Genomic DNA, 13086 nt, shown 5'->3' with positions numbered 1-13086 from the left:
AACGCAGGAGTAATGCTATGCAGCAGAAGTGGTCCGCGGTTGATGAATATCTTGAAAAAATGTTGATCCCGGCAGATGAAACTCTGCAACAGGTGCTGGCAAACAACCAGCGCGCGGGGTTACCGGCAATTGATGTCTCCCCCACCCAGGGGCAGTTACTGGCGCTATTTGTGCGCATGGTGCGCGCTAAACGTATCCTTGAAATTGGCACTCTTGGCGGTTACAGCACGCTATGGATGGCGCGGGAACTGCCGCCCGACGGTGAGTTGCTCACCCTTGAAGCCTCGCCACTACATGCCGCCATTGCCAGAGAAAATTTAACCTTTGCGGGCGTGGCAGATCGCGTAACGGTCGCGGAAGGCCCGGCGCTGGAAACGCTGGAAAACCTCGGTAACCACCCGCCGTTTGATCTTATTTTTATTGATGCTGATAAACCCAATAACCCAACCTATCTGAAATGGGCTTTGCACTACGCGCATCCCGGCACGCTGATTGTCGGCGATAACGTCGTGCGCGAGGGGGAAGTCATAAACCCTGCCACTACCGATGCCAGCGTACAGGGCGTACGTAAATTTATTGAAATGATGGGGACAAACCCACGTCTGACGGTGACGGCCATGCAAACCGTGGGCAGTAAAGGTTGGGACGGTTTTACCCTCGCATGGGTTAACTGAGCGAATCGCCGGACTAGCTTAGCACACGGCGTAAGCCAGCGGCCTTATAGCTTTTGGCTTATCTGGTCGAAATAACGTAAAGCCAGCCCGGTCACCATCGGTGAGTCCCCTGTTGGCATACCCATCACAAACCGGGTATTGTTGCTGTTTTTCACCCGCAATATCTGCCCCCCGCACACGGATTCCAGCACGGAATCTTTAGCTTTTGATTTTTGCAATTTTAACGCCTGCTCAATAGCAACAATTCGCGGCGAAGGTTGAAGACGTGTTGAAATTCCAGGCATGGTTTTTCTCTCTTTTTATTTTTGGCAACATTGCCGTTATACATATCAGATATGTAATCGCTCGGGAGGTAACTTAGCGCTATTGAAAAAAGATGCTATATAAAAAAGATAAACTCTTTTTGAATTGTTTTTTTATAGAATATAGGCAAGTGTTGAATTAATTTTTTTCAACGATTAAAAAATGAGATGGCGGGAAATTAATTATGTACATAACAAATTATCTACGCGCTATGGTTTGCCGCAGCACTAAGGCTGCCTACGCGCTGGCAGTAAATGATATCAAATACATCCCCTTTGCGCAGAAGATGGTGGCGGTTAAAAATACCGCAGCGTATTATGATGTTCAGTGCGGGAAAATGAACACGCAAAGAGTGATGGCGCGGCGACTGAAATTAAATAAATATGATTTTCTGTTAAGAAATTTAGCGTTTGTTCAACCCAATGATAATAATAATTCAGAAAATAATTTACTCTGTTATCCAAATCATATTCCCCGACTGGGGGTAAAAAGCATAAATTCTAATTCACATCCCTACTTTTTACCCGCCGCGCCGTTTCCCCAGGAAATATCTATTAGCGGGATAAAACCCAGGACGCCTACGTTATAAGCAGGCGTCACTGAATTATGCGGCGATTTGCTCCATCGCCTGCAAAATGCGCTTGTCGGAAATAGGGTACGGCGTACCCAGCTGCTGCGCGAAGTAACTCACGCGCAGCTCCTCAATCATCCAGCGGATCTCTTTCACATCATCGTCTTCGCGCCGTGCGGGCGGCAGTTTATTTAACCACTGCTGCCATGCCTGCTGAACCTGTTCCACTTTCAGCATTTGCGCGCGATCGCGATGCGGATCGACCGCCAGTTTTTCCAGACGTTTCTCGATAGCATGCAAATAGCGCAGGGTATCGCCGAGGCGTTTGAAACCATTACCCGTCACAAAACCGCGATAGACCAGTCCGCCCATTTGCGCTTTGATATCCGATAGCCCCAGCGCCATCGTCATATCTACCCGCCCTTTCAGGCGCTTGTTGATAGTAAACACAGCGGTAAGGATCTGCTCGACCTGCTTAGCAATATCAACCACCGTTTCATTAAGCTCAGCGCGAACCTTTTCATGCAGCGCAGCAAAAGCCTCCTGTGTCCATACCGGCCCGCCCGCCTCGTCAATCAGCTTATCGACGCCACAGGAAATACAGTCATCAATCAAATCAAGCACTTTCCCGTAAGGATTGAAATAGAGCCCCAGCTTGGCTTTGTTGGGCAGCTTTTCATGCAGGTACTTAATGGGCGAAGGAATGTTCAGTAACAACAAGCGCCGCACACCGCGCCACATGGCCTGTTGCTGCTCCTGCGGGTTATCAAACAGCTTGATAGCCACGCTGTCGCGCTCATCGACCAGCGCGGGCCAGGCCTTCACCTTATAGTTACCGCGCTTCTGCTCATAACTTTCAGCCAGCGTGCCGAAACTCCAGATATGCAAACCGCTTTGCTCGATACCGTCGTCGGCCACGGCAGAGAGCGTCTCCTGCACTTTGCCTTTTAGCTGCTCTTTTAACGCTGCCAGCGAGCGCCCTTCAAGCAGCTTTTTGTTTTTATCATCTACCACGCGGAAAGTGATTTTCAGGTGATCGGGCACCTGATCCCAGTGCCACGCCTCCCTGTCAACGGTCACCCCGGTCATTCTGCGCAGCTCACGCTCCAGTGCATCCAGCAAAGGCAGCTCCAGCGGCGTTACCCGGCCAAGAAACGCCTCCGCGTAGTTCGGCGCGGGCACAAAATTACGACGCGTGGGTTTGGGCAGCGATTTAATCAGCGCGATGATAAGCTCCCGGCGCAGACCGGGGATCTGCCACTCAAAACCACTCTCTTCAACCTGGTTGAGAAGCGGCAGCGGGATATGCACCGTGACGCCATCGGCATCTGCGCCCGGCTCAAACTGATAGCTAAGACGCAGCTTAAGGTTGCCCTGATGCCAGAAGTTAGGGTAATCCAGCTTACTGACCTGCTCTGCTCCCTCTTTGATAAGCATGCTTTTTTCAAAATTCAGCAAATCGGGCGTTTCGCGGCTGGCCTTTTTCCACCAACTGTCGAAATGGCGAGCGGAAACTACTTCATGGCTGATACGCTGATCGTAAAACTCAAACAGCGTTTCATCATCCACCAGAATGTCACGGCGGCGCGACTTATGTTCCAGTTCCTCGATTTCCGCGCGCAGCTTGAGGTTTTCGCGGAAAAAAGCATGCCGGGTTTGCCAGTCACCCTCGACCAGCGCATGGCGAATAAATAACTCGCGGCTCAGCGTCGGGTCTATCTGGCTATAATTCACCTTGCGCGCTGCAACAATCGGTAGCCCGTACAGGGTGACTTTTTCCGTTGCCATCACCGCACCCTGCGTGCGTTCCCAGTGCGGCTCGCTGTATGAGCGCTTAATTAAGTGCTGTGCGAGCGGCTCCACCCACTCAGGATCGATACGCGCCGCGATGCGCCCCCACAGGCGGCTGGTTTCGACCAGTTCTGCCACCATCACCCATTTCGGCGGTTTTTTGAATAACCCGGAGCCAGGAAAAATAGAAAACCGTGCATTACGCGCGCCGGTAAATTCTTGTTTGTCCGCATCTTTCATCCCGATATGCGAAAGCAGACCGGTCAGTAGCGCAATATGAATCTCACGGTACGCCGCCGGTTCGCTATTCACAGGGATGCCCAGCTCTTTCACCACCTGGCGAAGCTGCGTATAGATATCCTGCCATTCGCGCACGCGCAGGTAATTGAGGAAATCCACCTTGCACTGGCGGCGGAACTGATTAGACGAAAGCGCTTTTTGCTGCTCACCGAGATAGTTCCACAGGTTTACAAACGCGAGAAAATCGGACTCTTTATCCTGAAAACGCTGGTGTTTTTCATCCGATGCCTGCTTTTTATCCAGCGGGCGTTCACGCGGGTCCTGAATGGAGAGCGCGGAGGTGATGATCATCGCTTCGCGCACGCAGCCATATTTCTGTGCTTCCAGCACCATACGGGCCAGGCGCGGGTCGACCGGCAGTTGCGAGAGCTGGCGACCCAGCGGCGTGAGCTTATACGCCGTCTGTTGTTCATCGGTGGTGATAGCGCCCAGCTCTTCCAGCAGACGCACCCCGTCCTGAATATTACGTTTGTCCGGCGCTTCGACAAACGGGAACGCGGCGATATCGCCAAGACCTAACGCCGTCATTTGCAAAATAACCGACGCCAGGTTGGTACGCAGGATCTCCGGGTCGGTAAATTCTGGCCGCGAATTAAAATCATCTTCCGAATAGAGACGAATACAGATCCCTTCGGATACGCGCCCGCAGCGCCCTTTGCGCTGGTTAGCCGAGGCCTGGGAGACCGGCTCAATCGGCAGGCGCTGCACTTTGGTGCGGTAACTGTAACGACTGATACGCGCAGTGCCAGGGTCGATAACATATTTGATGCCCGGCACGGTCAGTGAGGTTTCCGCCACGTTGGTCGCCAGCACAATGCGCCGCCCACTGTGGGACTGGAACACCCGGTTCTGCTCGCTGTTTGATAACCGGGCATAGAGCGGCAGGATTTCTGTATGCCGCAGGTTGAGTTTACTCAGCGCATCCGCCGTGTCGCGAATTTCACGCTCGCCGCTCATAAAGATCAGTATATCGCCCGCGCTTTCGTGCCCCAGCTCCTCGACGGCATCAAAAATCGCCTGCAACTGATCGCGCTCGGTGTCGTCCGCCTCTTCCACTATCGGCCGGTAACGCACTTCCACCGGATAAGTGCGACCGGAAACTTCGATAATCGGCGCATTATTAAAGTGGCGCGAGAAACGCTCCGGATCGATGGTTGCGGAGGTAATGATAACTTTCAGATCCGGGCGCTTTGGCAGCAGCTCACGCAGGTAGCCAAGCAGAAAGTCGATGTTCAGGCTGCGCTCATGCGCTTCATCAATAATGATGGTGTCGTACTGCATCAGCAGCCTGTCTTGCTGGATTTCCGCCAGCAAAATACCGTCGGTCATCAGTTTGACCATGGTATTGTCGCTGACGTGATCGCTAAAACGCACCTTGTAGCCGATGCAGCCGCCCGGCTCCGTTTGCAGCTCTTCGGCGATACGGTTCGCAACGGTACGCGCCGCCAGACGCCGCGGCTGCGTGTGACCAATCAGGCCCTTAATGCCGCGCCCCAGCTCCATACATATTTTTGGCAGCTGCGTGGTTTTACCGGAACCGGTTTCACCTGCAACAATCACTACCTGATGGTCGCGCACCGCCTCCAGAATAGCTTGTTTTTTCTGGCTGACAGGCAAGTTGTCCGGGTAGGTAATCGCCGGGCGTGACGCCGTGCGCGCCAGGACTTTTTCCGCCGCTTGCGCTATCTCCTGCTGCAACTGTGCAAACAGCGCCTGCTGAGATTCAGGATTTTTAACTTTCTTACTGCCCTGCAAGCGGCGCGCAAAGCGCTGGCGGTCGCGTAGCATCACGTTATCAAGCTGCTGCCAGAGAGAGCTGATGGTGAGATTTTGTTGTTCAGTCATAGATTTAATGGGCAGAGCACTGCCTGAAAACGTCTTCTGAAGATAATGACCCTAGAATAACACATCGGGAGAATCCTTTTCTTGTTCAAGAAATTCGAATATAGGATTCGATATATTGCGCTATTCATTCCAGGAGTTTGTGAATAGAGTGTGACGCTAAAGACGGGGCAACCCACCGTAAAAACAACAAAGGAAACATCCTATGCGTAAGGTTTTAGTCCTTAAATCCAGTATTCTGGCAGGGTATTCACAGTCTGGTCAGCTGGCAGATTATTTTATTGAGCAGTGGCGCGAAAAGCACGCTGCCGATCAGATTACCGTACGCGACCTGGCCGCAAACCCGGTGCCGGTGCTGGATGGCGAGCTGGTTGGCGCGCTGCGCCCGAGCGATGCGCCGTTGACGCCGCGCCAGCAGGAAGCGCTGACCCTGTCTGATGAGCTTATCGAAGAACTGAAAGCGCATGATGTTATCGTGATTAATGCCCCGATGTACAACTTCAACATCCCGACGCAGCTGAAAAACTATTTCGACCTGGTTGCGCGCGCGGGCGTCACTTTCCGTTACACCGAAGCGGGCCCGGAAGGCCTGGTCACCGGCAAACGTGCGGTTATCCTCTCCAGCCGTGGCGGTATCCATAAAGATACCCCGTCTGACCTGGTCGCACCTTACCTGAAACTGTTCCTCGGTTTCATCGGTATTACCGATGTGAACTTTGTCTTTGCCGAAGGCATCGCCTACGGCCCGGAAGTGGCGTCCAAAGCGCAAAACGATGCGAAAGCCGCTATCGACAGCCTGGTCGCTGCCTGATGTTCGCCCTCGCTTTTCGAAGCGAGGGACTATTTTTTGGGTCGTAAATTCTCATCAAACACCAGTCTTTTGCGCCCCGCTTCAGCCTCTTGCAAGGGTTCCACTTCCCGCAGCGTCTGCTGACAGCGCTCAACCAGCACCTGATACTCCCGCGTGCCCTGCTTTTTCCAGTCCATTTCCTCATCGCGTAAGCGACGGATAGCTTTTGCCGGGCTGCCGACAATCAAATAGTTGGCGGGCATCTCTGCGTTGGCCTTAATAAAAGCAGCGGCGCCAACGATACTGTTTTCACCGATGATTGCGCCATCGAGGATCACGGCGTTCATGCCAATCAGCGCATTACGTTTGATAACGCAGCCATGCAAAATCGCGCTGTGACCAATATGCCCCTCTTCTTCAACCACCGTGTCCTGGCCTGGAAAACCGTGCATCACGCAGTTATCCTGAATATTCGCCCCGTCACAGACGACGATACGACCAAAATCACCGCGCAGACTGGCGTTTGGCCCGACATAAACCCTTTTACCTAAAATAACATCGCCAATCAGTACTGCCGTTGGGTGAACATAGCTCTCCGGCGGGACGACAGGCGTCATTCCATCAATCTGATAAATGGGCATTGCGGCTCCTGTTAGCGTTTGAAACGTTGAAAATAGAGGCTGCCAGGTTCAGGCAGCGGCCCGACAGAGGTTTCACCTTTCTCGCTGACAAACGCCAGCGAACCGGCAGCCAACCGTTGCCAGATATTAATACAGAGCTGGCGGGCGCTCTGCCCGGCCCAGTGCGGCGGCAGTAGCGCTTCCGGCAACATGGGATCTTTGAGCACCACGCGACGATAAAAATGAATCAGCAGCAGTTGCAGGTGAAAGCAGCGCTCCGGCGTCAGTGTTTCGCTCTCCAGCAGTGTGAGCAGCGGGCGGAACATGCGGATAAACGCTTCATACATTGCGTTCTGCCCGGTCAGTTGCCAGCAACTTTCCACGCGCGAGCGCAATGCGCCATGCGACAGCCCCGGCGGGCAGCTGGCCTCGAAACAGATAACCTGCCCGGCCACGCCCGCTTCATGTAAGAAGGCCTGCACATCCGGCAGCTTTTGCGATGGCGATGCCATCAGGCTCGGCGCCAGCGCGCCAAACCCCTGCCACATCAGCTGTTTTTTCACATCCGCCAGCGTTGCTTTGTCCAGTCCTTCTGAGAGCAACAGCAGCCAGGTGCCGTCCCACGCAGGTTGTTCGGCACGGTAGATTTTGCTCTCCGCCCGCCGCGCCTGGCGCTGGCCGCGATCGCTTAAGCGATAAAAGCTGCGCCGCCCGATGCGCTCCACATCCAGCCACCCTTCTTTATTCAGGCGAAATAGCGCTGTGCGAACAAAGCGTTCACCAAACCCCAGCCCTTCAAGGAGCGCCACCAGGCTTCCTAGCCAGACTTCACCGCCACGATGCAACAGTGCATCGCCATAAAGTGAGGCAATTAACGAGGTGCCGCTGACCGGCCCGTCGCTGGCGGCGCGCTGCAAAAACTCATCCAGTTTGTTCATGTGATTCAGTGAAGTAGTGTTATAGGCCCACAGCGAATCATAGCATAACCCCCTGGCTACCCCTGCAGGGAGGATGATTAACTGTTGGCCGCCTTGCGTAAGTCAAACACCCGACAGGCTTTACCTTCCGAGCGCGGCAGGCTGCCACAGTTAACAATGGTGATATCGGTCGAGATGCCCACCATTGATTTGATGCGATGGCGCAACTGGTGACACACCTGGCAGCGCTGCTCGTGGCTTAGCCACAAACTGCTCTCTTTAAGCTCCACGCGCACGGCAAGTGAATCAAGATGGCCGTTGCGTTGCACTTCTAACTGATAATGTGGCGAGAGATGCTCAAATTTGACGATCTCTTCTTCCAGCTGCGACGGGAACACATTAACACCACGAATAATCAGCATATCGTCAGAGCGCCCGCTGATGCGATCCATACGCCGCATGGTACGCGCGGTGCCCGGCAACAGGCGGGTTAAATCCCTCGTGCGATAGCGGATAACCGGCAGCGCTTCTTTGGTCAGCGTGGTAAACAGCAGTTCGCCCTGCTCTCCGTCTGCCAGCGGCGTGCCATCGTTAGGGTTTACAATCTCCGGGTAAAAGTGATCTTCCCAGATAGTTGGCCCGTCGGCGGTTTCGATGCACTCCATCGCCACACCCGGCCCCATCACTTCGGACAGACCGTAAATATCCAGCGCCGTGATACCGAGGCGCCGTTCTATTTCGTCACGCATTGCCCGCGTCCAGGGTTCTGCGCCAAAAACGCCGACACGCAGCGAACAGCCGCTGGCATCGCCGCCCATTTGCCGCTCCAGCTCCTCGATAAGATTCAGGCAGTACGACGGCGTGACCATGATCATGTCCGGCTGAAAATCCCGGATCAGCTGCGCCTGTTTTTCCGTCTGCCCGCCGGACATCGGAATCACCGTCGCGCCCAGACGCTCCGCGCCGTAATGCGCGCCCAGCCCGCCGGTGAACAATCCATAACCATAAGCAACGTGAATTTTATCCTTCGCCGTACCGCCCGCCGCCCGTAATGAGCGCGCAACAAGACTGGCCCAGTTATCAATATCTCGCTGCGTGTAGCCCACGACCGTGGGTTTACCGGTGGTGCCGGATGAAGCATGCACGCGCACGACCTGCTCCATTGGCACGGCAAAGGTGTCGAACGGGTAGTTGTCACGCAAATCCTGCTTGGTGGTACAGGGAAACTTGCGGATATCACTCAGCTCTTTGAAATCGTCAGGATGTACGCCCGCCGCGTCGAATTTTCGGCGATACATCGGTACATTTTGGTACGCATGTTGCAGCGTCCATTTCATGCGCGTGGTCTGCAAGGCTTCCAGTTCATCGCGCGATGCACATTCGATAGGGTCAAGCTTGTCGGTTCTTATCATTTTGTCGGGTACTCGCAGGTGGCTCACACTTTTTCCAGGATCATGGCAATGCCCTGACCCACGCCGATACACATCGTACAGAGCGCATATCGCCCGTTTCGTCGTTGTAATTCGAGACTGGCGGTTAAGGCCAGCCGCGCGCCGCTCATGCCCAGCGGATGGCCTAACGCAATGGCTCCCCCGTTAGGATTGACATGCGCAGCGTCGTCAGCGATACCCAGCTGCCTGAGTACGCCCAGCGCCTGCGCTGCAAACGCTTCGTTTAATTCAATAACATCCATCTGATGAATGCTTAGCCCGGCACGCTCCAGCACTTTTCGCGTGGCGGGCACTGGCCCCAGCCCCATCAGGCGTGGCTCTACGCCTGCGGTGGCCATCGCCAGGATGCGTGCTCGCGGTGTTAACCCCTGGGCAAGCGCCATCTGTTCGCTGGCAATAATCAGCGCGGCTGCGCCATCGTTAACGCCGGAAGCATTGCCCGCCGTGATGACACCATTGGCGCGAAACGGGGCTTTCAACGCGCTAAGCTGGTCTGGCGTCGTCTCCGGTCGCGGATGCTCATCCTGGCTTATCTCGCTGACCGCGCCCTTTTTGCCCGCGACCAGTACCGGTACGATCTCCTGGGCCAGAATGCCCTCACGCTGAGCGCGGGCGGCGCGTTGCTGGCTACGCCAGGCGAAAGCATCCTGATCGCTTCGGCTGATATTTAACAACTGCGCTACATTCTCTGCGGTTTCCGGCATGCTGTCAGTGCCAAAGTGCTGGGCCATGAGCGGGTTCACAAAACGCCAGCCGATGGTGGTATCAAACAGCTCCGCCTGGCGCTGAAACGCCGCGCTGGCTTTACCCATCACAAACGGCGCGCGCGACATGGACTCCACGCCGCCCGCCAGCAGCAGTTCGGCATCGCCCGCTTTAATTGCGCGCGCGGCAAAACCGATGGCATCAAGTCCGGAGCCACATAAGCGGTTGATGGTGGTCCCGGAAACGCTCTGGGGTAGCCCGGCGAGTAAGGTCGCCATGCGCGCCACGTTGCGGTTGTCCTCCCCGGCCTGGTTGGCGCAGCCCAGAATCACATCATCAATACGTTCGGCATCAAGCCGTGGATAACGCGCCAACAGCGCTTTAAGGGGAATGGCGGCTAAATCATCGGCGCGCACCGTCGCGAGTGCGCCGCCATAGCGCCCTACCGGTGTGCGAACACCGTCGCAAATAAAGGCATCACGCATCCTGTTCTCCTGTTACGTTGCCGCCTGTGCGGTGAGATTTCCCGCGAAACAGCGCCACGGTTTTCTGCTGCTGGTTAACGATTTCGATGTCATAGACACCGGTCAGTTTGCCCTGGTGGCGCACGCTCGCCGTGGCCGTCAGTTTGTCGCCCGCAAACGCAGGACGCAGAAAATCGATCTGGCAGGCAGAGGCGACAGCCGCCAGGCCCTGGCTGTTACAGGCGTAAGCGAACGCCGTGTCCGCCAGTGAAAAAAGCTGCCCGCCGTGACAGGATTGATGGCCGTTAAGCATCTGCTGCGTCACGGTCATCGTGACCGTTGCTGCCCCGTCATCCATCTCAATGATGTCGATACCCAGCGCCCTCGCGCAGTTATCGTTTTCATACATGGCGCGCGCGTTGCGCCAGGCGTTATGACTCATAACATCCCTCCGTCAGCGCGCGTTGGCGCAGTAATGAACAGGGGCGATAACGCTCCTCGCCGTAGTAACGTTGCAGGTTTTCCAGCACGCGCAGCACGCGTTGCCAGCCAAGCATTTCGCCCCAGCGCAGCGGCCCGCGCGGGTAATTCACGCCCAGGCGCATGGCGGTATCGATATCCGCGGCGCTGGCGACACCTTTTTGCAATGCGTCCAGCGCTTCATTGACAAGCATGGCGACCGTGCGCCACACCAAAAGCCCCGGATAGTCGGCAATCTGCAACACCCGCTTGCCCTGCTGCTGGAAATAGCGCACGGCCTTGTCCGTGTCGGCCTGCTGATTACTCGCTGCCGCCGCCAGCACGACCGTGTCGCCTTCGCTCAAATCAAAAACCACCACCGGGCGCTGTCGGCGGGCAGACAGCGACTGTGCCGTCTCGCCATCGGTCTCTATCAGCAGCAGCTCGTCCAGCTCGGTCAGAGGATTTTTAGTGACACTGTCACGAGCAGTGATAACCTGCCGGGCCTGTGCGCCGGTTCCTTTTTCTGCCAGCCAGTCGGGCTGATGCTCACCCGGCCAGCGGTAGACGCCGTGACCGCTCTTCTTGCCGAGCCGCCCGGCCAGCACCAGCTCCTGCTGAAACAGCGATGGCAGAAAGCGCCGCTCCTGCCAGAACGCGTTAAATACCGAGCAGGTGACGGCAAAGTTGACGTCCTGACCAATCAGATCGGTAAGTTCCAGCGGCCCCATCGGAAACCTGCCAGCATCACGCAGCGCAGCGTCAATCGTTTCGGCGGGTGCGATCTGCTCTTCCAGCGCGCGCCAGGCTTCGGCATAGAAAGGTCGCGCCACACGGTTAACGATAAAACCTGGCGTGGACTGGCAGCGCACCGGCTGCTTACCCCAACGGGAGGCGATGGCGCAAAGCGTGTCCACCACTTGCGCGGAGGTCGCCAGCCCGCTGACCACTTCAACCAGCGTCATTACCGGCGCGGGGTTAAAAAAGTGCAGTCCGGCCACGCGCTCCGGGTGCGGGATATCCGCCGCAATGGCGGTGATGGAAATCGATGAGGTGTTGCTGGTCAGCAGCGTTTCTGCCGGGCAGATTTCTGCCAGCTGTTTAAAGAGCGCCGTTTTGATCTCCAGGCGCTCAGATGCGGCTTCGATAACCAGACCTGCACGGGCTAAATCATGCAGTTCTGTGACCGGGCGCAGGCAGGCAAGAATGGTTTCGCTGCGCTGTGCGTCAATTTTTCCGCGAGCAACGCGGGAGGCCAGCCGCTGGCGAATACCCTCGATAGCGCGGGCAGGCGCATCGCCCGCAATGTCGTACAGCAATACCTGGTGGCCGTTGCTGGCGGCGACTTCCGCAATCCCCGCGCCCATCGTGCCGCTGCCAATCACCGCGACGGTAAATAGCTCGCTCATTTTATTTCCCCGTAAAATGCGCTGGGCGTTTTGCCAGAAAAGCGCTCACCCCTTCGCGGTAATCATCGCTGCGCCCGGCCAGCCGCTGGTAGTCGCGCTCCAGCGTCAGTTGTTCATCAAGCGTGTTGGTTTCAGAGGCGAGCAGCGCCTGTTTGATGAGTCCCAGACCGTAAGTCGGCTGTTGGGCCAGGTGGCGCGCCAGTTGCAGGCTGGTGTCGGGCAGTTCGTTCTCTTCGACCATCTGCCAAATCATGCCCCACTGCCAGGCCTGCTCCGCGCTGAGTTTGTCGCCAAGCAGCGCCAGTCCCATCGCTCTGGCGCGCCCGGCAAGGCGCGGCAGATACCAGCTTCCGCCGCAGTCAGGCACCAGACCGAGCTTACTGAAGGCCATAACAAAGGTTGCTGAGCGGGAGGCAATGACGATATCACAGCCCAACGCAAGCGTTGCCCCTGCGCCGGCGGCGACACCGTTTACGGCGGCAATCACCGGTTTTGGCAGCCTGGCGAGCCGACGCACCAGCGGGTTGTAAAAGCGCTCGACGGAGTCGCCGAGATCCGGTGGCGGGCCGCTGGGATCAACGTTTCGGTCGTTGAGATCCTGGCCTGCGCAAAAACCGCGCCCGGCGCCGGTAATAAGCAGGCAGCGCACCGTCTCGTCCCGCTCTGCCTGAGTCAGACAATCAGCGAGCTGATGATGCATCTCGTCATTAAAGCTGTTCAGCCGCGCCGGGCGATTCAGGGTCAGGGTCATCACCCCGTGCTCGATGGTGCTTAAAATAAGTGCGTCCAT

Annotated in this window: 12 protein-coding genes; 3 read left to right on the top strand and 9 right to left on the bottom strand. The window is 56.3% G+C overall.

Annotated features, from left to right (window positions below):
• The first annotated feature begins 17 nt into the window (after window positions 1-17).
• Window positions 18-674 carry an O-methyltransferase gene (locus tag ACTU3N_RS09900; RefSeq protein ID WP_443085954.1) on the top strand — a complete coding sequence of 219 codons (657 nt, stop codon included), beginning with the start codon at window positions 18-20 and terminating at the stop codon, window positions 672-674.
• Between the two features lie 44 nt (window positions 675-718).
• Here ACTU3N_RS09900 and ACTU3N_RS09895 read toward each other — a convergent pair whose 3' ends face one another.
• Window positions 719-958: a hypothetical protein gene (locus ACTU3N_RS09895; protein ID WP_443085953.1), complete on the bottom strand. Its 240-nt coding sequence runs from the start codon at window positions 956-958 to the stop codon at window positions 719-721.
• 203 nt (window positions 959-1161) lie between these two features.
• Here ACTU3N_RS09895 and ACTU3N_RS09890 point away from each other — a divergent pair, with 203 nt between their 5' ends.
• Entirely contained in the window at window positions 1162-1566 is a 405-nt protein-coding gene (locus ACTU3N_RS09890; RefSeq protein ID WP_443085952.1) for a hypothetical protein, read from the top strand.
• A 15-nt stretch (window positions 1567-1581) separates the two neighbouring features.
• Here the strand turns inward: ACTU3N_RS09890 and hrpA are convergent, their stop codons facing one another.
• Window positions 1582-5484, bottom strand: coding sequence for an ATP-dependent RNA helicase HrpA (hrpA, locus tag ACTU3N_RS09885; protein WP_443085951.1), 3903 nt, complete (start codon window positions 5482-5484; stop codon window positions 1582-1584).
• Window positions 5485-5686: 202 nt separating this feature from the next.
• Between hrpA and azoR the strand changes: the two genes are divergently transcribed.
• Complete coding sequence (gene azoR / locus ACTU3N_RS09880; protein ID WP_443085950.1) at window positions 5687-6292, top strand: FMN-dependent NADH-azoreductase; 606 nt, start codon at window positions 5687-5689, stop codon at window positions 6290-6292.
• Between the two features lie 29 nt (window positions 6293-6321).
• Here azoR and paaY read toward each other — a convergent pair whose 3' ends face one another.
• From paaY to paaG, 7 genes are all read right to left on the bottom strand, one after another.
• A complete protein-coding gene (paaY, locus tag ACTU3N_RS09875) occupies window positions 6322-6912 on the bottom strand; it encodes a phenylacetic acid degradation protein PaaY (RefSeq protein ID WP_443085949.1) in 591 nt (196 codons plus the stop codon).
• An 11-nt stretch (window positions 6913-6923) separates the two neighbouring features.
• Window positions 6924-7829 (bottom strand): phenylacetic acid degradation operon negative regulatory protein PaaX, encoded by a 906-nt coding sequence (paaX, locus tag ACTU3N_RS09870; RefSeq protein WP_443085948.1) that lies wholly within the window; start codon window positions 7827-7829, stop codon window positions 6924-6926.
• Between the two features lie 77 nt (window positions 7830-7906).
• Window positions 7907-9247, bottom strand: coding sequence for a phenylacetate--CoA ligase PaaK (paaK, locus tag ACTU3N_RS09865; RefSeq protein ID WP_443085947.1), 1341 nt, complete (start codon window positions 9245-9247; stop codon window positions 7907-7909).
• A complete protein-coding gene (gene pcaF / locus ACTU3N_RS09860; RefSeq protein ID WP_443085946.1) occupies window positions 9244-10449 on the bottom strand; it encodes a 3-oxoadipyl-CoA thiolase in 1206 nt (401 codons plus the stop codon). The genes paaK and pcaF overlap by 4 nt, the downstream gene beginning before the upstream one ends.
• Window positions 10442-10870 (bottom strand): hydroxyphenylacetyl-CoA thioesterase PaaI, encoded by a 429-nt coding sequence (gene paaI, locus ACTU3N_RS09855; protein ID WP_443085945.1) that lies wholly within the window; start codon window positions 10868-10870, stop codon window positions 10442-10444. The genes pcaF and paaI overlap by 8 nt, the downstream gene beginning before the upstream one ends.
• A complete protein-coding gene (gene paaH, locus ACTU3N_RS09850) occupies window positions 10860-12296 on the bottom strand; it encodes a 3-hydroxyacyl-CoA dehydrogenase PaaH (protein ID WP_443085944.1) in 1437 nt (478 codons plus the stop codon). Before paaH ends, paaI begins: the two co-directional genes overlap by 11 nt.
• A 1-nt stretch (window position 12297) precedes the next feature.
• Window positions 12298-13086: a 2-(1,2-epoxy-1,2-dihydrophenyl)acetyl-CoA isomerase PaaG gene (gene paaG, locus ACTU3N_RS09845; RefSeq protein ID WP_443085943.1), complete on the bottom strand. Its 789-nt coding sequence runs from the start codon at window positions 13084-13086 to the stop codon at window positions 12298-12300.

It is taken from the genome of Vagococcus sp. WN89Y, from assembly GCF_052220145.1.
In the GTDB taxonomy this organism is placed as follows: domain Bacteria; phylum Pseudomonadota; class Gammaproteobacteria; order Enterobacterales; family Enterobacteriaceae; genus Kosakonia.
The sequence above is the reverse complement of the archived record's forward strand: the minus strand, read 5'-3'. Positions and strand labels throughout refer to the sequence as shown.